This is a genomic window from Phenylobacterium sp. (assembly GCF_030697925.1).
Lineage (GTDB): Bacteria > Pseudomonadota > Alphaproteobacteria > Caulobacterales > Caulobacteraceae > Phenylobacterium.
The window spans coordinates 34,668-60,631 of record NZ_JAUYOJ010000036.1 but is presented as its reverse complement, the minus strand read 5'-3'; the positions used below and the strand labels follow the sequence as shown (position 1 = coordinate 60,631).

25 protein-coding genes are annotated in these 25,964 nt (G+C 67.4%); 9 read left to right on the top strand and 16 right to left on the bottom strand.

Annotated features, from left to right (window positions below):
- Positions 1-94: 94 nt before the first annotated feature.
- From hppD to Q8Q88_RS04415, 6 genes are read left to right on the top strand one after another with little or no spacing between them, the layout of a single operon-like run.
- Positions 95-1,204 carry a 4-hydroxyphenylpyruvate dioxygenase gene (gene hppD, locus Q8Q88_RS04440; RefSeq protein WP_305673992.1) on the top strand — a complete coding sequence of 370 codons (1,110 nt, stop codon included), beginning with the start codon at positions 95-97 and terminating at the stop codon, positions 1,202-1,204.
- Between the two features lie 3 nt (positions 1,205-1,207).
- The gene (locus tag Q8Q88_RS04435) at positions 1,208-2,191 is read left to right on the top strand and encodes an isoaspartyl peptidase/L-asparaginase family protein (protein ID WP_305673991.1); all 984 of its coding nucleotides are present in this window, start codon (positions 1,208-1,210) and stop codon (positions 2,189-2,191) included.
- 1 nt (position 2,192) lies between these two features.
- Entirely contained in the window at positions 2,193-3,326 is a 1,134-nt protein-coding gene (locus tag Q8Q88_RS04430; RefSeq protein WP_305673990.1) for a homogentisate 1,2-dioxygenase, read from the top strand.
- Between the two features lie 14 nt (positions 3,327-3,340).
- Positions 3,341-3,619, top strand: coding sequence for a hypothetical protein (locus Q8Q88_RS04425; RefSeq protein ID WP_305673989.1), 279 nt, complete (start codon positions 3,341-3,343; stop codon positions 3,617-3,619).
- Between the two features lies 1 nt (position 3,620).
- A complete protein-coding gene (locus Q8Q88_RS04420) occupies positions 3,621-4,628 on the top strand; it encodes a fumarylacetoacetate hydrolase family protein (RefSeq protein WP_305673988.1) in 1,008 nt (335 codons plus the stop codon).
- Positions 4,625-5,110, top strand: a complete 486-nt coding sequence (locus tag Q8Q88_RS04415; RefSeq protein WP_305673987.1) for a MarR family winged helix-turn-helix transcriptional regulator — start codon at positions 4,625-4,627, stop codon at positions 5,108-5,110. Before Q8Q88_RS04420 ends, Q8Q88_RS04415 begins: the two co-directional genes overlap by 4 nt.
- Before the next feature lie 2 nt (positions 5,111-5,112).
- Here the strand turns inward: Q8Q88_RS04415 and Q8Q88_RS04410 are convergent, their stop codons facing one another.
- The 6 genes from Q8Q88_RS04410 to Q8Q88_RS04385 all read right to left on the bottom strand — a co-directional run bounded on the left by Q8Q88_RS04410 (position 5,113) and on the right by Q8Q88_RS04385 (position 12,526).
- A complete protein-coding gene (locus Q8Q88_RS04410; RefSeq protein ID WP_305673986.1) occupies positions 5,113-5,937 on the bottom strand; it encodes an alpha/beta hydrolase in 825 nt (274 codons plus the stop codon).
- Positions 5,938-6,160: 223 nt separating this feature from the next.
- Positions 6,161-6,481, bottom strand: a complete 321-nt coding sequence (locus Q8Q88_RS04405) for a hypothetical protein (protein WP_305673985.1) — start codon at positions 6,479-6,481, stop codon at positions 6,161-6,163.
- 98 nt (positions 6,482-6,579) lie between these two features.
- Complete coding sequence (locus Q8Q88_RS04400) at positions 6,580-8,457, bottom strand: ferrous iron transporter B (RefSeq protein ID WP_305673984.1); 1,878 nt, start codon at positions 8,455-8,457, stop codon at positions 6,580-6,582.
- Positions 8,454-8,780 carry a FeoA family protein gene (locus Q8Q88_RS04395; protein ID WP_305673983.1) on the bottom strand — a complete coding sequence of 109 codons (327 nt, stop codon included), beginning with the start codon at positions 8,778-8,780 and terminating at the stop codon, positions 8,454-8,456. The genes Q8Q88_RS04400 and Q8Q88_RS04395 overlap by 4 nt, the downstream gene beginning before the upstream one ends.
- Positions 8,781-8,887: 107 nt before the next feature.
- A complete protein-coding gene (locus tag Q8Q88_RS04390) occupies positions 8,888-10,093 on the bottom strand; it encodes an acyl-CoA dehydrogenase family protein (RefSeq protein WP_305673982.1) in 1,206 nt (401 codons plus the stop codon).
- Between the two features lie 462 nt (positions 10,094-10,555).
- A complete protein-coding gene (locus tag Q8Q88_RS04385) occupies positions 10,556-12,526 on the bottom strand; it encodes a right-handed parallel beta-helix repeat-containing protein (RefSeq protein WP_305673981.1) in 1,971 nt (656 codons plus the stop codon).
- A 344-nt stretch (positions 12,527-12,870) separates the two neighbouring features.
- Here Q8Q88_RS04385 and Q8Q88_RS04380 point away from each other — a divergent pair, with 344 nt between their 5' ends.
- On the top strand, positions 12,871-13,026 hold the full coding sequence (locus Q8Q88_RS04380; protein WP_305673980.1) for a hypothetical protein: 156 nt from the start codon (positions 12,871-12,873) through the stop codon (positions 13,024-13,026).
- 17 nt (positions 13,027-13,043) lie between these two features.
- Here Q8Q88_RS04380 and Q8Q88_RS04375 read toward each other — a convergent pair whose 3' ends face one another.
- Together Q8Q88_RS04375 and Q8Q88_RS04370 are read right to left on the bottom strand one after the other, a co-directional pair.
- A complete protein-coding gene (locus Q8Q88_RS04375; RefSeq protein ID WP_305673979.1) occupies positions 13,044-13,574 on the bottom strand; it encodes an STAS domain-containing protein in 531 nt (176 codons plus the stop codon).
- Positions 13,525-13,914 carry a SulP family inorganic anion transporter gene (locus Q8Q88_RS04370; RefSeq protein ID WP_305673978.1) on the bottom strand — a complete coding sequence of 130 codons (390 nt, stop codon included), beginning with the start codon at positions 13,912-13,914 and terminating at the stop codon, positions 13,525-13,527. Before Q8Q88_RS04370 ends, Q8Q88_RS04375 begins: the two co-directional genes overlap by 50 nt.
- A gap of 738 nt (positions 13,915-14,652) precedes the next feature.
- Between Q8Q88_RS04370 and Q8Q88_RS04365 the strand changes: the two genes are divergently transcribed.
- Complete coding sequence (locus Q8Q88_RS04365) at positions 14,653-14,895, top strand: hypothetical protein (RefSeq protein ID WP_305673977.1); 243 nt, start codon at positions 14,653-14,655, stop codon at positions 14,893-14,895.
- Positions 14,896-14,937: 42 nt separating this feature from the next.
- Here the strand turns inward: Q8Q88_RS04365 and Q8Q88_RS04360 are convergent, their stop codons facing one another.
- From Q8Q88_RS04360 to traA, 7 genes are all read right to left on the bottom strand, one after another.
- Entirely contained in the window at positions 14,938-16,266 is a 1,329-nt protein-coding gene (locus tag Q8Q88_RS04360) for a hemolysin family protein (RefSeq protein ID WP_305673976.1), read from the bottom strand.
- Positions 16,267-16,411: 145 nt separating this feature from the next.
- Positions 16,412-16,570, bottom strand: a complete 159-nt coding sequence (locus Q8Q88_RS04355) for a hypothetical protein (protein ID WP_305673975.1) — start codon at positions 16,568-16,570, stop codon at positions 16,412-16,414.
- 10 nt (positions 16,571-16,580) lie between these two features.
- On the bottom strand, positions 16,581-17,651 hold the full coding sequence (locus Q8Q88_RS04350) for a 2OG-Fe(II) oxygenase (protein ID WP_305673974.1): 1,071 nt from the start codon (positions 17,649-17,651) through the stop codon (positions 16,581-16,583).
- A gap of 20 nt (positions 17,652-17,671) precedes the next feature.
- A complete protein-coding gene (locus Q8Q88_RS04345; RefSeq protein ID WP_305673973.1) occupies positions 17,672-18,433 on the bottom strand; it encodes a hypothetical protein in 762 nt (253 codons plus the stop codon).
- Entirely contained in the window at positions 18,426-18,974 is a 549-nt protein-coding gene (locus tag Q8Q88_RS04340) for a sigma-70 family RNA polymerase sigma factor (RefSeq protein ID WP_305673972.1), read from the bottom strand. The genes Q8Q88_RS04345 and Q8Q88_RS04340 overlap by 8 nt, the downstream gene beginning before the upstream one ends.
- 136 nt (positions 18,975-19,110) lie before the next feature.
- Complete coding sequence (locus Q8Q88_RS04335; RefSeq protein ID WP_305673971.1) at positions 19,111-19,779, bottom strand: DUF6118 family protein; 669 nt, start codon at positions 19,777-19,779, stop codon at positions 19,111-19,113.
- Complete coding sequence (traA, locus tag Q8Q88_RS04330; RefSeq protein WP_305673970.1) at positions 19,776-21,620, bottom strand: Ti-type conjugative transfer relaxase TraA; 1,845 nt, start codon at positions 21,618-21,620, stop codon at positions 19,776-19,778. The genes Q8Q88_RS04335 and traA overlap by 4 nt, the downstream gene beginning before the upstream one ends.
- Before the next feature lies 1 nt (position 21,621).
- Here traA and Q8Q88_RS04325 point away from each other — a divergent pair, with 1 nt between their 5' ends.
- A complete protein-coding gene (locus tag Q8Q88_RS04325) occupies positions 21,622-22,062 on the top strand; it encodes a DUF1993 family protein (RefSeq protein WP_305673969.1) in 441 nt (146 codons plus the stop codon).
- A 65-nt stretch (positions 22,063-22,127) separates the two neighbouring features.
- On the opposite strand, the gene Q8Q88_RS04320 is transcribed toward Q8Q88_RS04325, so the two are convergent.
- Entirely contained in the window at positions 22,128-25,952 is a 3,825-nt protein-coding gene (locus Q8Q88_RS04320) for a hypothetical protein (RefSeq protein ID WP_305674018.1), read from the bottom strand.
- Positions 25,953-25,964 lie beyond the last annotated feature (12 nt).

The following is a 25,964-nucleotide window of genomic DNA, read 5'->3' as shown; positions in this document are numbered from 1 at the left end:
AAACGTTTGCTACCAGTCGAGGAGGGGCTTGTCTCCCACCTCGGCTTCAGGCACTTAGTTTCATCTGATACTATATCTCGGGAGAGCCGCCGCCATGACGACCCAAGTGAAGTCCGAGACCGCAAAGTCCGGCGACCTGTTCGAGAACCCGCTCGGCACCGACGGCTTCGAGTTCGTGGAGTTCACCTCCCCCGAGCCCGAACGGCTGAAGGGCCTGTTCGAGATGATGGGCTTCACGGCAGTGTCGAAGCACCGCTCGAAGAACGTGCTGCGCTTCCGCCAGGGCGACATCAACTTCATCCTCAACATGGAGCCGGCTGGCCAGGCCGCGGCCTTCCGCGCGGTCCACGGCCCCTCGGCTAACGCCATGGCCTTCCGCGTCAAGGACGCCGCCAAGGCGCTGAAGCTCGCCGTCGAGCGCGGCGCCAAGGCGGTGCAAGGCCCGGTCGGCCCCATGGAGCTGAATATCCCGGCCATTGAGGGGATCGGCGGCTCGAACCTCTATCTGGTCGACCGCTACGGGGCCCAGGAGATCTACGACGTCGACTTCCTGCCCATCGAGGGCGCGACGGAGCAGATGGCGAAGAACAGCGTCGGCCTGACCTATCTCGACCACCTGACCCACAACGTAGTGCGCGGCGGCATGGCCAAGTGGGCGGAGTTCTACGAGCGGATCTTCAATTTCCGCGAGATCCGCTATTTCGACATCGAGGGTTCGCAGACCGGCCTGTTCTCCAAGGCCATGACCAGCCCCTGCGGCAAGATCCGCATCCCGCTGAACGAGAGCCAGGACGACCACTCGCAGATCGAGGAGTTCCTCAAGGACTACGGCGGCGAAGGCATCCAGCACGTGGCGCTCGGGACGGACGACATCTTCGAGACCGTCGAGACCATGCGAGACCGGGGCGTGAAGTTCCAGGACACCATCGACACCTATTTCGACGGCATCGACGCCCGGGTTCCGGGCCACGGCGAGAACGTCAACCGCCTGCGGGCCGACAAGATCCTGCTGGACGGCGCCCCCACCGAGGGCCAGGGCATCCTGCTGCAGATCTTCACCGAGAACATGATCGGCCCGATCTTCTTCGAGGTGATCCAGCGCAAGGGCAACGAGGGCTTCGGCGAGGGCAACTTCAAGGCCCTGTTCGAGTCCATCGAGCTGGACCAGATCCGTCGTGGGGTCCTGCCCGCCAAGGAGGGCTGAGGCTTGTCGACGTCGCACTGGGCCATCGCCGTCCACGGCGGCGCGGGGACGATCGAGCGCCGGCATCTGAGGCCTGAGCAGGAGGCCGCCTATCGCGCCGCCCTTGGGCGGGTCGCCGAGGCCGGTGGCGTGGTCCTGCGGGCCGGCGGCTCGGCGCTCGACGCCATCGAGGCGGCCATCCACCTGCTGGAGGACGACCCGCTGTTCAACGCAGGGCGCGGCGCGGTGTTCACCGCCCGCGGGGCCAACGAGCTGGACGCCTCGATCATGGACGGCGCGACCTTGGCGGCCGGGGCGGTGGCAGGTGTCACCCGCACGCGCCATCCGATCTCGCTGGCCCGCGCGGTCATGGAACGGTCCTCCCACGTCCTGCTGGTCGGGGCCGGGGCCGACGCCTTCTCCAAGGCCAATGGCGTGGAGCAGGCCGATCCCTCCTACTTCTTCACCGAGCGCCGCTGGCGCAGCCTCGAGAACTTCGCCAAGGCCCACGACCTGCCGGTCCCGCCCCGGCCGGCCGGCGATCACAGGCCCGATCCGGTCCATGCCTTGGCCCACGACGAGGGCAAGTACGGCACGGTGGGTGTGGTCGCCCTCGACATCTCGGGCAATGTGGCGGCGGGGACCTCGACTGGCGGCACCACCGGCAAGCAGTGGGGCCGGGTGGGCGACTCGCCGGTGATCGGGGCAGGGACCTATGCGTCGAACGCCGCCTGCGCGGTGTCGGCCACCGGGACCGGCGAGTATTTCATTCGCCTGGGCGTCGCCCACGAGATCGCCGCCCTGGTCGAGCACAAGGGCCTCAGCCTCCAGGCCGCGGCCGACATCGTGATCCAGGACAAGCTCACGGCGCTGGGCGGCGACGGGGGGATCATCGCCGTGGCGCCTGACGGCCAGGTCGCCTGGAGCTACAACACCTCGGGCATGTACCGCGCGAGCCTGGCCGCAAACCGGCCGCTCGTGGTGGGCATCTACAAGGACGAACCCTGAAATGGCCCGCAACTGGATCCCGGTCCGCGCCGCCCAAGGCGCCCATTCGCGCCAGGCCCACGCCGACATGCCCGCCGGCACCTATGAGCGGGAGATCTCCAAGGAGGGGTTCTTCGGCCCGGCCGCCTTCATCCATCACCCGCGCCCACCCACCGGCTGGAGCAATTTCGAGGGCCCGCTGCGGCCCCGCGCCTTCGACCTGGCCCGGCTGAACGAGGCCCAGGGTTCGCCCTGGAACGCCCCGGTGATCCTGAAGAACGCCGCCACCGAGATGCGTTTCTGGAAGCTGGCCGAGGCCATGCCGGGCTTGGCCCGCAACGCCGACGGCGACCAGCTGCTGTTCGTCCACCAGGGGCAGGGCGACCTTTTCTGCGACTACGGCCACATCGCCTATGAGGCCGGGGACTATCTCTACCTCCCGCGCGGCACCATGTGGCGGCTGGCGCCTGCCGAGCCGACCGCGGTCTTGATGATCCAGGCGACCAACAGCCACTTCACCTTGCCCGACAAGGGCTTGCTGGGTGGCCATGCCCTGTTCGATCCGGCCATGCTGGACACGCCGGAGCTCAACGAAGCCTTCAAGGCCCACCAGGCCCAGGACGGCAAGACCACGGTGGCGGTGAAGAAGCGCGGCGAGGTCTCCACCGTGACCTATCCATACAATCCGCTGGACGCGGTGGGCTGGCACGGGGAGCTGGCGCCGGTGCGGCTGAACGTGCGCCACATCCGGCCGGTGGTGAGCCACCGCTACCACCTGCCGCCCAGCGTCCACACCACCTTCGTGTCCGACCGGTTCGTGGTCTGCACCTTCGCGCCCAGGCCCTTCGAGACCGATCCGGGCGCGCTGAAGGTGCCGTTCTTCCACAACAACGACGACTTCGACGAGGTGCTGTTCTACCACGCCGGCGACTTCTTCAGCCGCGACCACATCGAGGCCGGGATGATGACCTTCCATCCCTCCGGCTTCACCCATGGGCCGCACCCCAAGGCCCTGAAGAACATGCTGAGCCAGCCCAAGGCCGCCACCGACGAATACGCCGTAATGATCGACACCCGCGATCCCCTGGACGTGGGCGAGGCGGCCTCTACGGTGGAGAACCCGGACTACGTCAATAGCTGGCGGACGCCGGCTTGAAGGCAAGCTAGCCGATGGCGCAAGCCGATCTCGAGTCCGATCTCACTGAAGCCGCGCAGGAGGAGCTGGAACGCGCCTGCTCGCTTCCGCGCCGTGACATGGCCGCCTGCACCCCCTGGGGCGACACCTATGAGGGTTACACCCCGGCCGGCCGCGACGTCTGTTTCGAGCGCAATTACCTGTGGGTCGACGAGGCGGGCGGCGACATCTGCGTCGAGGTCGTGGTCTATTTGCCCCAGGCCTACGAACAAGGCGTGCGCCTGACACGCACCGTCCGCCGGGAGGAAAACTAGTATGAAGCTCGCTTCACTCAAGTGGGGTCGTGACGGCCGCCTTATTGTCGTCTCCAACGATCTCGCCTGGTGTGTCGAGGCGACCAATGTCGCGCCGACCCTGCAGGCCGCCCTCGACGACTGGGAGCGCTGCGAACCCCTGCTGCGCGGCCTGGCCGAGGGGCTGGAGACCGGCTCGATCCCGCGGGTCCGCTTCCACGAGAAGGACGCCGAGAGCCCCCTGCCGCGCGCCTACCAGTGGGCCGATGGCTCAGCCTATGTGAACCACGTGGCCCTTGTGCGGAAGGCCCGCTCGGCCGACATGCCCGACAGTTTCTGGACCGATCCGCTGATGTACCAGGGCGGCTCCGACGGCTTCCTGGCCCCGCGCGACCCGATCCCGCTGGCCGACGAGGCCTGGGGCTGCGACCTGGAGGGCGAGGTGGCGGTGATCACCGGCGACGTGCCGATGGGCGCCAGCAGGGAGGAGGCCTTGGCCACCGTGCGGCTGGTCCTGCTGGTCAACGATGTCAGCCTGCGCAACCTGATCCCCGGCGAACTGTCCAAGAACTTCGGCTTCTTCCAGTCCAAGCCGGCCTCCGCCTTCTCGCCGGTGGCGGTGACGCCCGACGCCCTGGGCGAGAGCTGGAAGGACGGCAAGCTGCACGGGGCGCTCGAGGTCGAGCTGAACGGCAAGCCCCTGGGCGAGGCGGACGCCGGGGTCGATATGACCTTCGACTTCGGAACCCTGATCGCCCACGCCGCTAAGACCCGGGCCCTCTCGGCCGGGACCATTGTGGGTTCCGGTACGGTGTCGAATCGCGGTCCCGACGGCGGTCCAGGAAAACCGGTCGCCGAAGGTGGTGTCGGCTATTCCTGCCTCGCAGAGTTGCGAACCGTCGAGACCCTTGCCCACGGCGCGCCCAAGACGCCGTTCCTCAAGCCTGGCGACCGGGTGCGGATTGAGATGCGCGACGCTCGCCGTCACACCATCTTCGGCGCCATCGAGCAGGAGGTCCAAGGGTCATGAGCGTGCAGCGCCAGCTTTCCGATCCGCCCGCGGGCGAGTTGAAGCTGGACGCCTATCTGCCCTATCGCCTGTCGGTCGCCTCCAACGCCGTCAGCCAGCTGATCGCGCGCGCCTACGAGGATCGCTTCGGCCTCAACATCCCGCAATGGCGGCTGATCTGCGTCCTGGCCGAGGATGGCGGCCTGACCCAGGGCGCCATCGTCGCGCGCACCGGCATGGACAAGGTGACGGTCAGCCGCGCCGCCCAGGGCCTCAGCAACCGGCGGCTGATCGCCCGCAGCGACCACCACGCCGACGGCCGCTCCCACGTCCTGGCCCTGACCGTCCAGGGTGCGCAGCTGCATGCGGAGGTCGCCCCCCTGGCCCTGGCTTATGAGGCGGCGCTGATCTCGGGCCTGTCGCCGGACGAGGTGGCGCTGTTGAAGCGCTTGTTGGGGCGCCTGCAGGGCGCGGCCGATGCGTTGTCGGGTGGCAAGGCGTAGCGTCAGTCCTCCGCCAGAAAGGCGCCGACTGCGTCGAAGAGGACCTGACGGTTTGTTTCAAGATGCATGCGGTGCGCGCCGCGAGGCAGTTTGGCGACCCGGACGCCCCCTGCGGCATTGGCCAGGGCCTCCTTCAACCAGCCCGCGTCGGCGTCGCGCGTGATAGGGTCCCACTCGCCGTAGACGACAAGGGTCGAAGCTCGGATCTTGCCCGGGTCGTACGGGAATCGGCCGGACCAGACCTCCCCCAAATCCACCTGAGGTCCTGTTGGCACGAGCACGGCCGGCGGATTGCGCGTGCCGCTGGCGGCGTCGCTGGCGAGATATGCCTCGGCCCAGGGGACGAACAGGTCCCGGTCGATGGGCGACGGCTCGCCCGCGGGCACGCCCGACTGAAAGCTCGTCCATTGATCCTCAGCGCTCACCAGGGACGCGCCCGTGGCTGGCGCGGCGGCGGGCGGCGTGGCCTCGCGTAGGGCGGGCGGACCGAAGAGAACTAGGCGCTCGATCCACTCGGGGTATTGGGCGGCGAACGCACCGGCCGGCAAGGTTCCCCAAGAATGGGCGAGCACCGAGACCCGATCCTTCTTCGAGACTGCGCGGATGTGGTGCGTGACGCGGGAGATCTGGTCGACGGCCTCCGCCATGCGACCCACGGGAGCGGTCCCGGTCATGGCCGCAGGGCGGTCCGAGTCGCCGTAGCCGGCGAAATCGAAGGCCCACACGTCGAAGCCGCGGGCGCGTAGGTCGTCCATCCAGGAACGACCCGCCAGCCGGTAGCCAATCGATAGCGCCTGGGGAAAGGTCGCGCCGTGCACAAAGAGCACGCTAGGCCCGGGTCCGGGTTCGTGACTGATTGCAAGGGTGGGCTCGCCGACCGCGCCCGGCAGTCGGATCGTTTCCGCTGCAGTCGCAGGGACCCCCAGCGCGCCGAGGATCGCGGCGCACGCAACTATAGTCTTCGTCATCGAGCTACTCCTGGCTGGGATCGCCAGGATCGACCGTTTGCCGCTGAGGGTGCTTCGATCTCGGTCGAAGTATCGCGAATTCTTAGTGCGCCGTCTCCGGGAGCTTGACGCTCCAGCGGTGCGAGCCCTCGCCGAACTTCAGATAGAAGCCATGGGCGGCGCGGCGGACTTCATCGCGCACGGTTTCCTCGAAGGAGAGGATGACGGCGGCCTCGAAATCCTGGGGGATGTTCTTGACGTCCAGACCCGTCTCGCGCGCCACATTGGCGATCACGTCACGGCGGTGGGCTTCGCCGCCGAACAGCAGCAGGGTCTCTCGAATACGCTCGACCAGATGGTCGCTCGCCGGCTTCGCGGCGGGCTTGGCCGCCGCTCTGCGGCGTTTTTGGGTGGTTACTTGCATCCTGTCGCTCCCCGATCAGGAAACGCTATGGCGGTTAGTTTTAGCGATCCCTTAAAGCGCGCAATTAATTTCCCCTAAAAGTTGTTTATGGTGAAGCTTCATCCCCCGCCCAGGGCGACCGCCGTGCGGTAGACGATGAAGGCCGCCAGATAGGCCAGGGCGGTCATGTAGACGAACATGATGATCGGCCAGCGCCAGCTGTTGGTCTCGCGCTTCACCACGCCCAGGGTCGCGGCGCACTGCGGCGCGAAGATGTACCAGGCGAGGAACGACAGGCCCGTGGCCACCGACCAGTGGCCCTTGAGCGTCGAGGCCAGGGTCCCGGTGTTGTTCTCCGCGTCGCCCACCGCATAGACGGTGCCGAGCGCGGCGACGGCCACCTCGCGGGCGGCCATGCCGGGCACGAGCGCGATCGACATCTGCCAATTGAAGCCGATGGGGGCCAGCAGGGGCTGGATGGCGTGGCCGATCATGCCGGCGAAGCTGTAGTCGATGGCCGGCCCCGGGGCGCCCGCCGGGGCGTAGGGGAAGGTCGAGAGCACCCAGATGAGGATCATCAACGGCAGGATGATGCGGCCCGCCCGCTCGATGAAGATCTGGGCGCGGAGGAACAGGTTGCGCGCCACGTTGGCCGGGTCGGGCAGCTTGTAGGTGGGCAGCTCCATCAGGAACGGCTCTACCGCCCCGCGCCAGAACAGCCGCCGGGTCACGAAGGAGACGGCGAGCGCGCTGAGGATGCCCGCGGCGTAAAGGCCGAACATCACCAGGCCCTGCAGGCTCATGAAGCCCCACACCTGGGTGTTGGGGATGAAGGCCGCGATGATCAGGGTGTAGACCGGGATCCGCGCCGAGCAGGTCATCAGCGGGGCCACCAGTATGGTGGTCAGCCGGTCGTGCTTGGAATCGATCACCCGCGTCGACATGATCCCGGGGATGGCGCAGGCGAAGGAGGAGAGCAGGGGGATGAATGCACGCCCGTGCAGCCCGGCCCCACCCATGATCCGGTCCATCAGGAAGGCCGCCCGGGCCATGTAACCGAAGTCCTCCAGCAGGAGGATGAACAGGAACAGGATGAGGATCTGCGGCAGGAAGACCAGCACGCTGCCGACTCCCGCTATGACCCCGTCGGCGATCAGGCTGCGGGCCAGGTCGTTGGTGACGAACTGGCCCACCAGGCCGCCCAGCCAGCCAAAGGCGGCCTCGATGCCGTCCATGGCCGGAGTGGCCCAGGTGAACACCGCCTGGAACATCAGGAACAGCAGGGAAAACAGGATCGCCAGGCCCAAGACCGGGTGCAGCAGCACCGCGTCCACGCGGCCGGTCCAGGTGTCGGGGTGCTCGGGCGGACGGACATAGGTGCGCACGATCCGCTGGGCCTCGGCATGGGCGCGGCGGATCTCGGCGGCGTCGGGTTCGCGCCAGGTGTTCTGGCCGGGCAGGGCCCCGCTGGCGGCCAGCGCATCGACCTGGGCGACCAGATCCTCGATGCCGCGCTTGCGGGTGGCCACAGTGGTGACGATGGGGGCGCCGATCTCGCGCGACAGGCCCTCCAGGTCGATCCGCAGGCCCTGGCGCTGGGCGATGTCATACATGTTGAGCGCCAGCACCATCGGCCGGCCGACGGCCTTCAGCTCCAGGGCCAGGCGCAGCACCAGGCGCAGGTTGGTGGCGTCGGCCACGCAGACCACCACGTCGGGCGGGACCTCGCCCTCCAGCCGGCCCAGGACCGCGTCGCGGGTGACCACCTCGTCGGGGCTGCGGGCGCGTAGGGAATAGGTGCCGGGCAGGTCCAGGATGTGGAGGCTGCGGCCGGCGGGCGTGGTGACCACGCCTTCCTTCCGCTCCACGGTGACCCCGGCGTAGTTGGCGACCTTCTGGCGCGCGCCGGTGAGCGCGTTGAACAGCGCCGTCTTGCCGGAATTGGGATTGCCGACCAGGGCGACCCTGGCGGACGCGAGCGCGGCGGCCTGGCTCATTGCCGCGGCGTGTCGAGCAGGATGAACACGTCCTCGGCGTCGCGGCGACGCAGGGCCACGCGGGTGTCGTCCACCCGCACGGCGATGGGATCGTGGCGGATGGCGCCCTCGTGCAGCACCTCGATGCGGGCGCCCTCCACGAAGCCGAACTCCAGCAGGCGGCGCTGCAGCTCGTGAACGTCCACCCCGTGGGCCAACGGCGCGCTCTCGGCGCGGACATCGACGATGACCCCGCTCGCCCCGACCTGGGCCGAACTCAGGCGCACGACCAGGCCCTCGGCGGGAACCGCGTCCAGATCGTGTTGCACCGATAGATCGTTCATCGCGAGGTCCTTACGCGCCTCAATTGCGAACGATTATCATTCACGACGCACGCCGTCGAGCCTCCACGGTAGAAGAGGCTTGCGGCCTATGGTCCAGGTTCGGGAGGTCAGCTCGACTGGGTGTTGTCCGGCAGGCCCAGGATGCGCTTGGAGATGATGTTGTTCTGGATCTCGAACGAGCCGCCATAGATCGACATGGCCTTGCCGCCCAGCCAGCCGCGCACGGTCTCGATCTCGTCCTGGCTGAAGGCCTCGCCCTCCCAGCCCAGGCCCTGATGGCCGAAGATCTCCAGGCTGAGCTCGGCCCGGGTCTGGGCGACATTGGTGGCGGAGTTCTTCAGGATCGAGGCCGTGGTGTTGGCGCCCGAGGCCCCTTTCGACTCGGCGACGATGCGGGCCAGGGTCAGGCCGTGCACCTTGGCGTCCATTAGGTGCTGGGTCAGCCGGGTGCGCAGGTCGCTGTCGGCCAGCCGGCCCTGTTCATCGACCCCGACATAGCGCTTGGCGATGTCCTGCAAGGGGATCACCCGCCCGCCGCCGGAGGCGCCGGTCTGGCTGGCGCGCTCGTGCTGCAGCAGCCGCTTGCCGACGGTCCAGCCGTGGTTCAGCTCGCCCAGCAGGCCGTCCTTCTCCGCCCGGGCCTCGGTGAAGAAGGTTTCGCAGAACGGCGAAGCCCCGGCGATCAGGGCGATCGGGCGCGGGTCGATGGCCGGCTGATGCATGTCGATCAGCATGAAGCTGATGCCGTCATGCTTCTTGGCCGCGAAGTCGGTGCGCACCAGGGCCCCGCACCAGTCGGAGTACTGGGCCCCGGACGTCCACGTCTTTTGGCCAGTGATCACATAGTGGTCGCCGGCGTCCTCGCACCGCATCTGCAGGGAGGCGAGGTCCGAGCCAGCGTTGGGTTCCGAATAGCCGACACACCAGTGCACCTCGCCGCGGACGATGGGCGGGATGTGCTGGGCCTTCTGGGCCTCGGTGCCGTAGTCCAGGATGGTCGGGCCGATCATGGTCACGCCCATGCCGAACATCAGCGGGTTGAAGGCGCCGAGCTTGGCCATCTCCTGGGCCAGCACCTTGGCCTCCTGGGGCGAGAGCCCGCCGCCGCCGTACTGGGCCGGCCAGGTGGGCGTGCCCCAGCCCTTGGCCCCGACGGCCTTGCGCCAGGCCGCGAGGTCGGGATTGGGCGTCGAGATCTCGGCCGAGGCCAGGGCGCCCTTGCCTGCGAGGGCGGGTGGGAAATTGGCTTCCAGCCAAGCTCGGGCCTCGGCGCGGAAGGCCTCAAGGTTCGGCTCGCCTCCGAAATCCGCCATGTCGGTCCCCTTGATCGTGCGGCAGCCAGGTCGGCTGCGTTCGCGGTCCACCCTAGCGCTCGGGGCGGCGGCCACAAGGTTCACGCCAGGGCAGGGTCGCCTTGGCCGCTGCTGATGGTGCGGGCGGTCGGGCTCGAACCGACACTCCTTTCGGAACCGGATTTTGAGTCCGGCGCGTCTACAGTAACTTATTGATATAATTGATGTTTTTATTGTTGAATGCCAGGGTGTGTAAGAAAGTGTGTAACTTTCGCGTCCGCACAGGGGCCGGCGCAGGCGGTGCCTGGCCCCGGCACCGCATCTCCGATCACGTTGATCCCGTAGCGCCCTGGGCTGCACATTCAGCTGATGGCAGATCGGCGTGCCGGTTGGATGGATCGGCGGCGGAATGGATGTCACTTCGTTCACAGGCTTGGCCTTTCGAACGACGCAGATAGTCCGCAGTCTCCGGCGCCGGGGGCCCTAGCCGTTGATGACGAAGTTGGTGCCGGTCGACTGCAGTTCGTGCGGGTCGACGCCGGTCAGGCGGATCGAGTTGCCGGTGTCGAACTGGATCAGGGTGTCGGCGCCGAGGTCGATGATCGTGAGCTTCACACCCGCCTTGGCGTAGGCGGAATAGTCGATCGATTCACGCGCGCCGCTCACGCCGAAGTCGGTAATGACGTCATTGCCGCTGCCGCGGCCGAAGATGAACCGGTCCGCGCCGTCCCCGCCCGTGAGGACGTCGTTCCCGGTTTCGCCAAGCAGGACGTCAGCCCCGGCGCCGCCGTCGATCGTGTCGGCGCCTGCGCCGCCGGACAGTCGGTTCGTGCCGACGTTTCCGGTGATCTCGTTGTTCAGCGCGTTGCCGACCACGCCGGCCCCGCCCTTGTTGATCAGGATCGCGTTCTCGACATTGGCGCTCATCGTGATGCCGTACATCGATTTCACGGTGTCGATCCCGGCGCCGGCGGCTTCCACCACGCTCGCGTTCGCGTTGACGACGTAGGTATCGTTACCCGCGCCACCTTCCAGCAGGTCAGTGCCGCCCCGGCTCTCGAGCGTGTCGTCGCCCGCGCCGCCGACCAGGTGGTTGCTGCCGTCATTGCCGGTGATGTAATTATTCAGCTCATTGCCGACGCCGTTGATATTGCCGGTTCCAGTCAGAGTCAGGTCTTCGACATTGGCCCCTAGGGTGAAGGATACAGAAGACTTGACCAGGTCCTGGCCAGCGCCGCTGAGCTCGGTGATGACGGTGGTCGCCTTGCCGACCACATAGACGTCGTCGCCGGCGCCGCCGGCCATGGTGGTCGAGCCGTCGGCGTCTGTCAGGGTGTCGGCGCCGGGGCTGCCGGACTTGTATCCAATTGTCGGGGTCGTCGGGGGGGGCGTGGTCGTAGCGGTGTCTTCCGAAGGAGCCGAGACGCTGGTGTCATAGAGTTCGGCCGCAATGCTGCTGGGATGGTTGTCCATCCAGAGATTGAGGATGGCCATCCCGCCGTCGGTGGGAACGGCGATGCGGATGTTGCCGGTGTCGGTGGTCATCTGGACGATGTCCACGCGGATATAGTCGGTGGCCTGGTTATTGGTCAGGGTGACGTCGACGGTGTCCTTCAGCGCGATGCGGGCCTTCATGTCCGCGAAGCCAGCGACGATGTTGTTGCTGATGGTCAGCCCGTCGGCGCCGTTGACCGAGATGCCGTTCCACATCGAGCCGACGATGACGTTCCCCGTGATCGTCACGTTGTGGTAGGGCAACCTGCCGCCGCTCTCATCCTTCAGGAAGATGCCCTGCATCGGGCCGCCGTCGCCGCGGTCGATGACATTGTTGGCGATCACGATGTCATGCGCCGACGTCGTGGTGTTGCTGGTCCAGAACTGGATGGCGTCGGGGTGATTGCCGTCCTCACGATAGAAGTCCGTGAAGTGGTTGTTGCTGATCGTCACGAACGACGAACCGCCACCGCGCACGCCGTCGATCTGGATGTCGTGGAACTTGTTGCCCGAGATGGTGATGTGTTCGCTGTCGAGGTGGGAGAGCCCATTGGAGAGCTGCTGGAACTCCGAGTTGGTGACGCTCACACTGGAACTGCCGCGGATCTGCATGGCCGAGCTGTCGTTGGTCGGGTCGCCGTCGAGGGTCCCGTGGACGTTCAGCTTGTCGAACTGGATATCGCTGCTGTTGAGCACCTTGAAGCCGTTGGAGATCGCCGGATCGACCACGAACTCAAGGTTGCTGAAGTTCAGGCCGCTGCTGTCGCGCACGGTCAGGTCGGTGAAGGTCGCCTGACGGTTTGGATCGGCCGAGGTGATCGTCACGTCACCGGCGATCTTCAGATAGCTCAGCGTCACGTTCGAATAGGTGCCTGGCGTGAGAAAAATCGTGTCCCCGGACTGCGCGACCTTCAGGGCCTGTATCAGTTGGGTCGTCGTAGACGCCGTGATCGTGGACATTTGATCTCCCCCCGGTCTCGTAGTTCTGAGGAGGGCAATCCGTCAGAAATACTCGACGATCAGCTAGGTGAGATAAGTATGTACCCGCGTTTACGGTGTCCTTAAGCAGATTGGTTAACTTGTATTCATCTAGTTGTCGATTGTTGTTGGCCAATATTTAGATTCGACACTTGGGTGACGCCTTCCGCTCATCCGCTGCGTTCTCCGCCCGTCGGCGTGGTCAATAGACGGACATGCTCGACTCCGTGCTGGATGGGGCGAGAGTCGCTGGTCGAGTTCATGGTCACCCGACCTTCCATCTCCGACACGAACTCGTTCCTGCAGACCTTCGGACCCCGCAGCAAATGGCGCTGGTCGTCGGTAAGTTCTGCGCCTTGGAAGCCGCGGTCACGGCCACCGACCTCTCGGAGACGTTCGGCCGGGGCGGCGATGCGCTTTGCACGGCGGCCTTGCTCGCCGTGGTCAAATGCGAGCCGCCGAAGGGTCGTCTGCCGCGCTAGAGGCGCACGGTTCTCGCTCAGTGGGCGGCGGCGCCCGACGGCATGTGGTTCTTGTCGTGCTTGCCCAGACGGTCGACCAGGGTTTGACCGGTTTGGTTCATGCCGATCACCTCCACCTCCGCGCCCTGACGGCGATAGCGGAATACGACCTTGTCCACGGCGGCGACCCCGGTGAGATCCCAGAGGTGGGCGCCGGTCATATCGATCTCAACCCGGCGCGGATGGCCGTGATGCTCGAAGCTGGCGGCGAAGAGGTCGGCGGAGGCGAAGAACAACTGGCCGGTCACCCTGTAGCGGAGCAGGCCATCCTCCGGAGTTTCGATCTCCGTCACCGCCATGGTCTTGCCGACCTTGCGCATGAAGAAGACCGCCGAGAGGATCACGCCGAGCACCACGCCTTTCGACAGGTCATGCGTGGCGACCACGGTGGCTGTCGTGGCCAGCATGACGATAGACGACTGAAATGGGGTCGAGCGCAGGCGCAGCATCGAGCCCCAGTCAAAGGCGCCGACCGAGACCATGATCATGACGGCCACCAGGGCGGCCATCGGGATTCGCGCCACCCAGTCCTGCAGCACCAGGATCAGGAACAGGAGAAACAGCCCAGCCCAGAGCGTCGAGAGCCGGCCGCGCGCCAGAGGACACGTTGATGATCGACTGGCCGATCATGGCGCAGCCCGCCATGCCGCCGAAGAGGCCAGAGGCGATGTTGGCGACACCCTGGCCGCGGGTCTCGCGATCCTTGTCGGATGGCGTGTCGGTGATGTCGTCCAGCAGGTTGGCGGTCAGCAGGCTCTCCAAGAGACCGACGAACGCCAGCGTCGCCGTGATCGGCGCGATGATGGCCAGGGTTTCCCAGGTGAGGGGAACCATCGGGAGGTGGAACATCGGCAGGCTCGAGGGCATCTGTCCCATGTCGCCGACGTTGCGGACATCGAGTCCGGCGCGTCTACCATAAGTAGTTGATTATATTCATGTTTTTTCTGCTAGTTCATCAAGTGTGTAAGAAAGTGTGTAAGTTTGCAAGGCTCTGAAAGCCAAGTCCGACGCGTTTCGTCGCGCGCGACGAAAAGCCGGCGAATCGCTGCGCAATTCCGCATGGAACCGCGCATGGGTCATTTGCGGACTTTCCCAGTCATTTCGCGCTGAGCTCTCGCCCTGGCACTGCTCGGCGCCTCAGTCGCGCCACCCCCAAGGCTCTTTCGGAAACCACCGAAGTTGTCGGAGCCTTGTAGATCACCCCGGGAAGCATGAGCCAACGATGTGAGGGCGACCTCGGGTCCACAGCTCGTGCAGGTCGCCAGATCGGCGCGACCCGGTAGCGGGGTCGCCCGTCTTGTGTCAGGTTGAAGGGACTAAAAGCGGACTTGGCCGCGTCTATTCCACATGAGCGACAAGTGTGGCCCAAGTCCGATCATCCACCTGACCGCCTTCCGGTCCGTCCGCCGAGACCGCGTGGAGGTCGCTGGCGATCTCGCTCACCCGGCCTGCATCCCTCACGACGTAGACGACCCGCGTCGCCAAGCTGGCGGCCGCGACCGCGCCAAGTCCGAACCGACTATGGCTTCGGACCCGGCCTCAAGGTTGGGGTCTCGCTGGGATGAGCTGGAGCCTCTGGATCACGACGTGCTCGACCAAGCGCTTCGGCAGGGGTGGTTGACCGTCGACCGGCGCCTCGCAAGCCTGCCCGAGCGGCGTCGCGCAACGCGCCTCGACACGCTTTGCGACAGGGGGCTCCTATGGCGCGTTCTTGAAGCGCGGCCCGAGGCGAGTGGTCGGGCGATCTTTGCGATCACCGAATGGGGACAGATCGTCTGGAAACAGCAACGGGTGCGCGCCGATCGCGAGGCGCTTCGCAGGTGGGCCTGATCCGATCCCGGTCAGGGCTGTCGCCCTTCGGCGCGGCCGATCTCAGGCGGAGATGGAATCTGTGACCGTGCTTGCGCTTCCCCGGCGAGCCTTGCGGAACAGCAGCTTGTCGATCCGCCGGTCATCCATGTCGATCACCTCGACGCTGAAGCCGGCGATCTGGAAGACCTCCCCCTCCGTCGGCAGGCGGCCGACCTCGTGGAGGACCAGGCCTGCGGCGGTGTGATACTGGCCCGTCTCTCCGAAATCGGCGTGGAGAGCGCGGGCCAGTTCGTCGACATCGGCCCGGCCGTCGACGAGGAACGAACCGTCTTCCCGCCGCAGGATCGCGCTCGGGCTGTCGGTGTCGTGGGCTTCGTCGAAATCGCCGGCGATCATCTCCAGCAGATCGGTGGCGGTGACCACACCCTCCAAGGCCCCGAACTCGTCGACGACCAGCGCCATGTGCAGCGGGGTCTGTTTCAAGAGGCCAAAGGCCTTCAGGACTGAGGTCGTCTCTGAGATATAGAGCGGCGTCACCATGAGCTCGGTCACCGAAAGCTCGCTCCCGTCCAGCAGGGCGTCGAGCAGGTCCTTCTTGTGGACCACGCCGACGGGTTCATCGACGTCGGCGCCCTGGGCCACGACGATGCGCGAATAGGGGCAGGCCCGCACATCGGCCTTCTGCTGGGCCAGGGGATCGGACAGCGAAATCCAGTGCACGTCGCGCCGCGGCGTCATGGCCACCCGGACCTGACGGTCGCCGAGCCGCATGACCTCGCTGATCATCGCCTGCTCCTCCGGCTCGATGAGCCCTGCGTTCGCGCCCTCGGCGAGCACGGTCTCCACTTCCTCGTGGGTGATCTCCTCGCCCTTCTGGTCGCGCACGCCGAGCAGGCGAAGCACGCCCACCGTCGAAACGGTCAGCAGGGTGACAAAGGGGCCGAGCGCCCTGGCCAGCAGCGACAGCGGCCGGGAGACGGCCGCGGCGATGGTTTCCGGATAGGCCATGGCGAAGCGTTTGGGCACCAGCTCGCCGACGATGAGGGAGAGGTAGGTGAGGACGACGACGACGACGCCTGTGGCGATTGGCTCGGAATAGGCGGCCACCGCCGGCACGCCTTCCAGGATCAGGTCGAGTTCGCCCGCTATGGTCGCCTGGCCAAAGGCGCCCGACAGGATGCCGATCAAGGTGATCCCTACCTGCACGGCGGCGAGGAAGCGTGTCGGGTTCTCCGAGAGCTTGAGCGCGGCCTTGGCGCCCTTGTCCCCGCGATCGGCGCGACTCTGCAGCTTGGCGCGCCGGGAGGACACCACGGCCAGTTCGGACATGGCGAAGAGACCGTTGAGCACCAGCAGGAGGAGCACGACGGCCGAGGCGAGGAGGATCATCTGACCTTAGGAATCCAAGCGGGGCTCTCCCGGAGCCGCGGGCGGCAGCTTAGGGGGAACGCCGGGCGCGCGCGATTGCCAACTCGACCAGGTTCGGGCGAACGAGGCCGAAAGCTCAACTTGGGTGTCCGACGCCGTGGCCCCGTCAGCCGACATTGTTCACGACGATGATGATCGCCAGGCCGGCGGCCGCGGCGCCGAGGCCCAGCCCTCGGCTGTTGAACGGCGTGCCCGCCATGGGCTTGATCGCATTGGCGAGGCCCAGGATCGCGAGGCCAAAACCCAGATTGGAGAGAAGTTGCACCGGCTCGACCTCAGGCCTCTTCGGCCACGGCCGCCTTGGGCACGATGGTCGCCAGGTTGGCCTGGCGAACCTCGGCCGCCGCGTCGTCATAGAAGAAGGGCAGGAAGGCATACCTGCGGCCCGATGTGACTGGGGTCGCCTCATGCAGCAGCGAGCAGGAGAAGATCACCGCGCCGCCGGTCGGCGGCCGATAGGTCCGGGTCCCGAACTCGGGGAACCGCAGATCGCCGCCTTCGAAGTCTTCGGCGTTGAGATTGATGGAACAGGCGAACTGGCGATGCGCCGTGCCGGTGGTCGTGTTGTCGCGGTGCGGCCGGAAATAGCCGCCCTCCTTGGCGTCATAGGCGGCCACGATGTAGCGCTCCATGCGCGTCACCTTGAACTGGAACGCCTTCTCGATCTCCGGAAGGAGCCGGGCATGGAGCCGCTGCCGAAGCGCGGCCTTCAGGGCCTCGTCGGTGATGTCGGCGTCGCGCCGTTTCTTGAAGTCGCTCAGCACGCCCACGGTCTTGCCGCCGACCTGCTGCATCACCCCCGAGGGCGAGCCGCCATCGGCCTCGTAGATCTCGATCAGCTGGCGACAGATCGCGGGCTCCAGGATGCGGGGCACGATCAGCACGGGCGCATGGATTGGCGTCCCGGCATGGTCGTCGGGTCGTGGCAGCAGGCCGATCCTCTGGAACGCGCCGTCGAGCTGCGACAGCGGACCGGTCGACCAGACGCGCAGGGACGGATCGATGATCAGCCAGCCGCCTGGGCTCTCGCCGTCCTCGTCCGCCGCGCCATAGAGCCGGCCGAGCGCGCCGTCCTCATCGAGGAACCAGCGCAGCGCGATCTCTTCGGGCTGACGCGCATGCAAGGCCGCGGTGCGCACCACGCTGAAGGCCATCACCTGATCGATGCCGAACCGGCCCCGGTTCTCGCGGATCGTCTCGCAAATGGCGGCCGCCGCGGCCTCGTCCTGGGGCAGGAAGGTCAGCAGCAGGAAGCGACCGCCAAGGCTGCTGAAGGCGAACTGGGGATTGCTGTGGGTCGGGGCGGCGAACCAAGGCGCCGGGCGGCCCGGCTGGACAAAGGGCATCTATCGTGTCTCGCGGTCAATCAGGAGTGGTCGCTGGCGCTTGTCGTGCTCGCCGCGAGCCGCCGCGCGACCTTGGCGACCTTCGCCTGCCCCGCCGACGCCATGAGCGCGTAGGCCATGTCGCCGTGACGCCAATAGGCCACCACCCCCTCGTCCCGCCGGATGGTGGTCGGCGAGATCTGCGAGGAGTCCCGAGTGCGAACGGCGAATAGCGATACACGCCCGAGCTCGCGGCTCTGGAACGCCATGCCGACGCTGGGGCCTTCGTCGGAGGGAAACACCTGCACGTCGGTCACGCGCCAGTCGGACGGCAGGATGGGCAGGACAATCCGGGTCGCCGCCGAAATCTCCGCCCGATCGAGGCGCACGACTTCCGGCTGGGAATCCATCCGCGCCCGCAGCAGCGCAGTCCTACGCGACATGACCGCTTCGTCCACGAAATCGGGGATCATCGGGCTGGCCGAGGCAAGTTGCCCGACCGCCCAGCCCCCGAGAAAGACCACCGCAAGCGAGGCCGCCACCCCCGCCCTGCGGAACTTCCGGCCCCGGCTCAGCCCAACGGCCAGCGCGTCGACACGCTGGAGGACGCGAGGGCTCGCAGGCGAAAGTGGCGCATCCAGAAGGGCCCGCAGAGCACGGGCGCTCGCCATGTCCGCCATGACATGGGCGGCGGCCTCCGGATGCGCCGCAAGGTGTTCTTCGACCGCACCACAGCGGTCGACGCCCAACCGGCCGTCGACATAGGCTTGCAGGTCGAGATCGGTGATCGGATCGTTAGTCATCGTCAGTTCCTCCGACGATACGAAGCTTCCTGCGGGGCGTTTCCGAGGACGCCGCCTCGCCCCGCAGATCGGCCGGACGCAGGGCGGAACGCGCCCTGGCCAGTCGTGACATGACGGTTCCGAGCGGCAGGTTCAGCACCTGCGCCACGTCCTGGTAGGAAAGGCCCTCGCCGACGACGAGGTGGAGCACCGCGCGCTGTTCCGCCGGCAGGTCGACGAAGGCGGCCTGCACGCGGGCCACCTCGGCGGCGTGCTCCTGCGCAGGCTCGACGCGATCGGCGCCGGGTCGCCAGGCCTTTTCGATCCTGGCCGCCTCGGCGCGCTCGCGCCGCAGGTTGCTCACGAAGGTGTTGTGCAGGATCGACAACAACCAGCGCCCAAGATCGCCGTCGGCGCGGAAGGTGTGCCGCTTGTCGTAGGCGCGCACCAGGGCGTCATGGACGAGATCGTCGGCCTCCTGCCCCCCTAGCGTCAGCGTTCTCGCATAGCTCCGCAGCGCATCCAGATGATCGAGGATCGGCGGTGGATCGAGCGGCCCCATAGTCACATATACGCCGCAGCTTCGAACTTTAGTCCCACGACCCGCGCGAAGGGTTCGAACCCACGACATCCCGCTAGGCAGCCGACGTTCAAGCCTCAGGCCCTAAGCCAAGGCTTCGCTTGTCTGCCGAGAGCCATCAACCGCCGATCCGAACCTCGCAGGCGACCGACCGCTTGAGGCGGATCGCCCGCTTCGCGCACGCGTCGATCACGTCGGCATTCCGCAACATCAGATCCTCGCCGAGGCGGAGGCGTTGCCAGGTTTCATCTTCTGCCCCTCGCATCAACCGCGCCCCTGCCGCCCACCGATCCTGACCGAGCGCAGCTGCGGCCATCCGCTCTGGAACCTGCCAAGCGGCCGGAAGCGCCCGTGAAATTGGCCCGGACAAGCCCAGCCAAGCGATGAGGGCGCAGGCGCCTCCCGCCAGCGCGGCATAGGCCAGCCAACGCCGTTGAGCGTCGCGCGTCCGGATCAGGCCGGCCGATTTGGTGAGCACGCCGGTCGCCTGGGACAAACCGCTGACCGCCTGGGCCAGTTCACGATGGACCTCAGATCGCGCGTCCGACGCGTGCTTCCGAAGCTGCGTGGCGACGATCTCCGGCGTGAGGGATAGCGCCGGGCTCAGCGAGATCTGATCAAGATGCTCGCCGACCTGCGAGACTGCCTTGTTGAGCTTCGCCAAGGTCGGCGCGTAGTCGGCCGGCGCCTCCGGCTGTTGGGCTGAGAGCCCTTCGATAGCCCGCCGCAGGAGCGTCACCTCCGAGCGCAGGTGATCGAAGGCCGCCGTGGCCGGGTCGTCGCTCATCGCTCCCATCCCCGATCGAGGCCGCGCGCCCGGGTGGGCGGCGGACGCTCTTGGCCGAGGGAGAGCTCGCGCTCGGGCCCCTGACGAAGCCCGGCCTTCCCCTCGCCTCCCAGGCTCAGCCGATCCTGCTCCGCGCCTCGCAGGAGCGCCCGCGCGTCGCCGCGCCGCGCCTGATCGGCGAGGTGAGGCTCAGCGCGGAGACGGCGTTCCATGGCCTCGGACAGCCCAGGACGCACCGCGTCGAGCGCCCGCGCGGCCCGCTCAAGCGCCTGCGTCTGGTGTTCAAGCACAGGCAGTCCTAGGTCCGACATCCGATCAGCGTCGGCCCAGGCCCGGCCATAGGCCTGGGCGGCCGCGCTCAGGTTCACGCCGGGCTCCGAGAGCGGCATGCGATCGCTTGGCCGGAAGCCCGTGAACATGCCTGGCCGATCCGCGGCAGGCGCATGCGGGTCCACCCCTATCCCGCGGCGACCGGAGAACTGCGTCGCGTAGTCCAGCGTGGTGTCCTTCACCCGCTCGCGGCCCAAGTTCTGGATGAGCCGCCGATCGGTCGGAAAGCTCTCGCGGTCGTAGTGCAGCACCGCGTCCTGGCGATGGCGCGACATCGCCACATAGGTCGCGTGCCGATCCATGTGCGCACTTGCCAGCACGTGGGTCCTGTTGACGGTGACGCCCTGGGACTTGTGGATCGTCGTGGCGTAGCCGTGGTCGAGATCGGCATAGGTCTTCAGGTCGACGTCCACCCGCCGTCCGTCGTCCAGCCGCACGCTCATCGCACCAGGCCGAAGTCCTGACACCTCGCCGAGGCTGCCGTTCTTCACCCCGAGCGAGCGCTCGTTGCGTAGGAACATCACCCGGTCGCCGGCGGCGAAGGCGCGTTCGCCCCGCGCCGCCGCGACGGTCTGCTCAGGCCCAAGCGCGCCGGCCTCGCGCATCCGCGCCCGCGCCAGGCCGTTCAGCGCCGCCACGTCGTCGCGGGTGTAGGCGAGCATCACCTGCGAGGTCGCCGGCGCCTCGCGACGCACCGCGTCCCAGCCGGCCACCACGGCCTGTCGGGCGTCGTCCGGTGTGGCGTGATCGCGGACCAGGCCCGCGACCTTGTACGCCCCGAGCGCCTCGGCGGTGCGCTCGGTCGCCAGATGCCGCGTGGCGTCGCGCTGCCAGCCGACCTGCTGGCGGCGGATGTCGGTGAGTTCCGCCGCCCCATGCCGCTCGGCCAGCGCCCGGAACGCCGCCCCGGCTTCGATGGCCTGCAGTTGCTCGGCGTCGCCCACCAGCACCACCTTGGCGCCGGCGGCCTCAGCCTTACCAAGGATGCGCTCCATCTGCCGCGACCCGACCAGGCCCGCCTCGTCGATCACCAGCACGTCGCGCGATCCCAGCCGGTCGCGACCCCGCGCCCAGGCGTGCTCCCAGCTCGCCAATGTGCGCGAGGCGATTGCCGATCCGCCCTCGAGGTTCTCGGCCGCCATGCCCGAAAGCGCCGCCCCGCGGACCTGGTAGCCCTGGGCTTCCCAGGCGTCCTTGGCGACGCCCAGCATGGCGCTCTTGCCGGTCCCGGCATAGCCGATGACGATGGAGAGATCGCGGGGCCCGGTCACATGGCCGAAGGCGTCGCGCTGCTGCTCCGAGAGGTCGAGGCCGCGCGCCTGGGCCGAGCAATCCGCGCGCGTCTGCGCAAGCTCCGAGACGCCATGTCCGCGACGTTCCGCGAGCGCCTGTGCCGAGCTCTCCAGGCGTTGTTCGACGCCGAGCATCTCGCGGCTGGTGAACCGCTCGTGGCCCTTGCCGTCGCGCCCCAGCCGAACGATCTCGGCCGACCCGCGCAAGGGTTTGAGCACGGTGCTAAGTAAGGCGGCCGCACATGCCGAGGCGAAGGCCTTCGATCCGGCGGCCCTGCTGCAGGCGAGGCTCTATCCAGACATGTTCCCCCTCGTCAGGCAGGTGCAGATCTGCACCGACTTCGCCAAGGGGGCGATCGCGCGGCTGGCCGGCGAGGAGCCGCCGGCGTGGGCGGACGACGAAGTCAGCTTCAGCGACCTGATCACCCGGGTGGAGAAGACAGCGGCCTATGTGGGGACCTTTGGCGCCGACCGGATCGATGGCTCCGAGGCGCGCGAAATCACCCTGGTTCGGCGCGGCCAGACCAGCGTGGTGATGGGCCAGTCCTATCTGCTCGATCAGGCGATGCCGAACTTCTATTTCCACCTGACGACCGCCTACGCGATCCTGCGGCGCAACGGGGTCGAGGTCGGCAAGAAGGACTATCTCGGAACGTCGTAGACTGCTGGCGGAAGGACATCCACAAGGTCAAAGCAGTGGGGCGCTACGCGATGGTCTGCGGAGACTTAGGCTTCCCAGTCTAGGCGCTCGGCGTCCTCGTCGTGGCGCTGGGCGTCCCAGTCATAGCGATCAGCGAGGCCGCCAAGCGCCTTTGCAGTGTGCGGATGCTCAAAGCCGATCACCTTGGCCCAAGCTCGATACTGGGCGGCAAGCTGACGTTCCTGCTCACCGCCGTCCCGCGGCATGCGGCTAGTGACGCCTCGCCGGTTGCTCTTGCCGACCTGAAAACCATCGAGCATCGGCTTGCTGTGAAAGAGATCGAGCACCTCGCGCACCGGCTCGGCCGGCCAGGCGCCATCCACGCCGATCGGCGAAGCTGACAGCATCTCGCCAATTTTGCTGTCAGCGATATCCTCACGGCCGGCCGCCTTAGCCAGCAAACGTGCATCCTTGACCCAGGCTTCAAGCACGCCGCCGTCTATCGTGCCGTCCTCCCGCGTTCCCGGCAGGCGGTTCCAGAGCGACAGCAGGCGATAGGCCTGGCTGGCGACGGCTCGGGCCTGTTCGGGATCGGCGGGCTCAGGCTCGACGACGCCGCTCTCCTCACGCGGCCGGAAAACGGCGCTGAGCATTTGGATGAATAGCGGTGGCTCTTCGGACAGGGCGCGGAGCAGCACCTTCGCCGGGCGACGAGAATGCTCCAGGAGCCGCAGGTAATTCCATTCCAGCGTTACCAGCGCGTTGCGATCAACGTCGTCACGCTCGTCGAGCACGCCGAGCGTCTCGGCGACATAGTGCTGGAACATGGTGGCTTCGTTGCCGTCGCCCTCGCTCTCGAAGGGCTGGCGAGCGGCCTCCGTTAGCACTTCGACCAGCAGTTCGGTGGGCAGGCGAACCTTCGCGTCACGACCGGCCAGAGGCAGAGCATGTCGCGCGCGCCCAACGTCGATCAGATGGCGGATCGCGTAGCCGACATCCTCGCTGTCTTCGCTCATCCAGAACACCGGCGCGCGGCGCCAATAGGTGGTTTCGATCTCGCCGCCGATCGCCGCGACCTGGTCCCAGGTCCAACGCGCGGTCGGCAGGGCTCGCAGGATGGAGATCAGGGCGGTGTCGCCCCAAGCCAGAGTCCTGGCCTTGGCGATCAGCTCAGCGCCCCAGGCTTCCTTGCGATCACGGAACATCGAGATGATCAGGCCATGGGCGACGTCGCGCTCTTGCGGTTCATCACTGCGAACCGCGGCCTCGATCAGGGCGTCGATATCCGACGCCGGGAAGCCGGCGTCGTAGATGGCTCTGCCGATATAACCGGCCGTCTCGGTCATTCGGGCGAGCGCCAGAACACCGGCTATGCCACGCTCGGTGAAGAGCGCCCTGGCCGCCTCGACCTGAGCAGCCGCGACGTCTCGCTCATTGGCCCGCCACCCCTCGGCGGACGGACGCGGCAGCGCCACACCGTTCTGAAACAGCCAGGCGATCCGTTCCAGCGGGTCCGCAGGTTCGAACCGATCATACAGGGCGTCGAGCCTGTCCAGTATAGGGTCCGGCAGCCGCCACTCGGCGTCGGGGGACTGACGGTTGTGGTTCAGGGCGCGCCGCAGTTTGTCCCACATCACATTCCGGTCCGCCTTGCCGGTCATGCGCGGCTCCGCCGCTTCCAGCGCATCCAGCACCACGTCAGGTCCGGGGGCGACATCGGAAGTCCGGTCAATGAGCTCGACCCAGCGGTGGGGGTCGAGACCAACATCCTCCAGCAGGCGTTGGCTGAGCGCCACGGCCCCGCGGCCGATGAGCGGCCAAGTCACCGTCTCAACCTTATCAACCGAGAAATCCCGCCACCGTGGCGTTGGTGAGGGCGACGAGCTGTCATGGCCGCTGGGCAGAACGCCGAGCATCAGTTTCCACGCGGTCCCCGGCTCCCGCTTGCGGATGAGATCAATGGCGCGAAGCCGCTCGTCGAGGCTGGCGAACGTCTGCGGCATCCACAGCAGGTGCATCTCGCGCAGGCTGTTCAGTGGTCCGTTGACGTAGCGTCGCGGCTTGACGTCGATCGCGTCGAGCCGGGCGAGATCGAGCGTCACGCGCGGCAGCCAGTCCGGCGACCAAGCCAGGGCTTCCAGCGCCCACATCAGATCCGACAGGTGCTCAGCGCCGAAGATGCCGCCGTCGTCATGTCCGAACAGGGCGGAGATCGGCGGATCGTTTTGGTCGAGGCTATTTTCGACCGCCGACAGGAAAGCGTCGGGCGACGCCTCGGCCAGCAGACGGAAGTCCCTGGACAGAGACCACCACCGACGTTGATCGGCCTTCTCCAGCAGCTTGCCGACGATGGCGTCGGCGCGTCGGCCGGCGTCCGGCACGGTGCGCACCCGATCGCCCCACAGCGCCAGAAGGATCAGCACCTGGCCGATCCCGTGGCGGAACATGCCCGAATAGTCGCGGTTGACGCCCTTCATGGCCGCCATCCAGCGCTCGTCGGGGTCCATGTCGAAGCGGGGATCTGCCGAGCCGAGAACGGCATGGGCGGCCGCCTCGAACCGCTTGATGTCGACAGCCGTCAGATGGTGGGCGAGCAGGAACCAGGCGTCGGACGGCGACGCCACGCGCCAGGTCGAGCCGATCTTCTGCAGCGGGCTGTCGAATTGACCGACATAGGGGGTCAGGGCGGCGATCACCTGATCGTAGGGGGCGTCGGCCAGCTCCGACAGGCGGGCTTGGTCGGCTTCGGCATTGTCATCCCAACCGCCGGCGAGTAGCGCCGCCAGCAGCGCGCGCGGCGGCGGCTCCTCCGCCCATTTCGGCAGGCGTCCCGGCGCGCCCGGGATCAGACGGCGTAGGACGGCGAGGTTGCGGGCGCTGTCGCGGGCGAGCGCCTTGGCGCGCGGCTCGGCGATGCCAGCAGCTTGCAGGGCGCTGGCGATACCTTCGCGCGACGGGCGTTCAAGGGTTCGCACCTCACCCCGCGATGTGAGGCCGTCGTCATAGGCCTGCAGTACGAAGTGGCCCCGATCGGCGAGGGTGCCGGCGAGACCCGGGTCCGGCTCGGTCAGGACCAGGATCAAGGGCGCCGGGGCGTTGGCCAGGGCCCGCGCCGCCGCAGCCGAGGTCGCAACGAGGCAGCGTGCGCGGTAGGCGTTGGCGAGGTCGTCGGGTAGCTCGCTCAGCGTCGCGTGGAAGAAGGCCACGACCTCTTCGGCCGTGGTGGATTGCAGGGACAGGACCGAGGGCTCGCCGCGGAGCCAACGCAGTACCTCAGCGGCATCCTGGTCGCGGTCGCTGAGCACCAGGTCCTCAGTGAGCGGCCATTGGGTGGCGAGCGACCACTCCTCCCAGACCTCGTCCAGCTCCCGCGTCCCTGGGGGGCGCTTGCCCAGGCGGGTGGCGAGCCACAGGCCGACGGCCGGAGTCTGCTCGATCCAATGGACGAGATCGTCGGCGTCGTAGACTCGTACTTCACGCCACGGCCCTGCGGCCGTCTGCGCCTGAGCCCATTCGTCCTTCTGCGGCCAATGGTGCAGGGTGACGTAAATGCAGGCCGACGAAGCGGGATCAAGCGGCGCGGGCTCATCCGTCCGCTTGCGGTAGTCGTTGGCGATCTTCTGGGCGACGCCCTTTCGCTGGGCGCTTAGCTCCCAGCCCGCCTGGCCCTGCGGGACATAGTCGCTGCCGCCGTCCGCAGTGGTCAGTCCATCCCAACCGGAATGACGTACGCCGCCGTCCGAAGGGAAGTGCAGGTGTACGGCGGCGCCATGCGTAGCCCGGATCAGGAAAGCGAGCAGGGTCGGCAGGCTTACCGGACCGTCCGTTCGGCCGGCCCAGGTGGCGAGATCGTCGGCGTCGACCCAGCGGACGGGCGTCCCTGGACGACTGGTTTGGGTGATCATCGGCACGGCCGGGCCTAT

Coding starts and splice junctions, on each gene's coding strand:
- Q8Q88_RS04415 (WP_305673987.1), top strand. CDS start 4,625: ATGAGCGTGCAGCGCCAGCTTTCCGATCCGCCCGCGGGCGAGTTGAAG.
- Q8Q88_RS04350 (WP_305673974.1), bottom strand. CDS start 17,651: ATGCCCTTTGTCCAGCCGGGCCGCCCGGCGCCTTGGTTCGCCGCCCCG.
- Q8Q88_RS04340 (WP_305673972.1), bottom strand. CDS start 18,974: ATGGGGCCGCTCGATCCACCGCCGATCCTCGATCATCTGGATGCGCTG.
- Q8Q88_RS04405 (WP_305673985.1), bottom strand. CDS start 6,481: ATGCAAGTAACCACCCAAAAACGCCGCAGAGCGGCGGCCAAGCCCGCC.
- Q8Q88_RS04375 (WP_305673979.1), bottom strand. CDS start 13,574: ATGGCCGCCCTGGTGGCCGTCATGATCATGGTCTCGGTCGGCGCCTTT.
- Q8Q88_RS04335 (WP_305673971.1), bottom strand. CDS start 19,779: ATGAGCGACGACCCGGCCACGGCGGCCTTCGATCACCTGCGCTCGGAG.
- hppD (WP_305673992.1), top strand. CDS start 95: ATGACGACCCAAGTGAAGTCCGAGACCGCAAAGTCCGGCGACCTGTTC.
- Q8Q88_RS04345 (WP_305673973.1), bottom strand. CDS start 18,433: ATGACTAACGATCCGATCACCGATCTCGACCTGCAAGCCTATGTCGAC.
- Q8Q88_RS04390 (WP_305673982.1), bottom strand. CDS start 10,093: ATGGCGGATTTCGGAGGCGAGCCGAACCTTGAGGCCTTCCGCGCCGAG.
- Q8Q88_RS04420 (WP_305673988.1), top strand. CDS start 3,621: ATGAAGCTCGCTTCACTCAAGTGGGGTCGTGACGGCCGCCTTATTGTC.
- Q8Q88_RS04430 (WP_305673990.1), top strand. CDS start 2,193: ATGGCCCGCAACTGGATCCCGGTCCGCGCCGCCCAAGGCGCCCATTCG.
- Q8Q88_RS04400 (WP_305673984.1), bottom strand. CDS start 8,457: ATGAGCCAGGCCGCCGCGCTCGCGTCCGCCAGGGTCGCCCTGGTCGGC.
- Q8Q88_RS04385 (WP_305673981.1), bottom strand. CDS start 12,526: ATGTCCACGATCACGGCGTCTACGACGACCCAACTGATACAGGCCCTG.
- Q8Q88_RS04425 (WP_305673989.1), top strand. CDS start 3,341: ATGGCGCAAGCCGATCTCGAGTCCGATCTCACTGAAGCCGCGCAGGAG.
- Q8Q88_RS04360 (WP_305673976.1), bottom strand. CDS start 16,266: ATGATCCTCCTCGCCTCGGCCGTCGTGCTCCTCCTGCTGGTGCTCAAC.
- Q8Q88_RS04370 (WP_305673978.1), bottom strand. CDS start 13,914: ATGTTCCACCTCCCGATGGTTCCCCTCACCTGGGAAACCCTGGCCATC.
- Q8Q88_RS04395 (WP_305673983.1), bottom strand. CDS start 8,780: ATGAACGATCTATCGGTGCAACACGATCTGGACGCGGTTCCCGCCGAG.
- Q8Q88_RS04380 (WP_305673980.1), top strand. CDS start 12,871: ATGGCGCTGGTCGTCGGTAAGTTCTGCGCCTTGGAAGCCGCGGTCACG.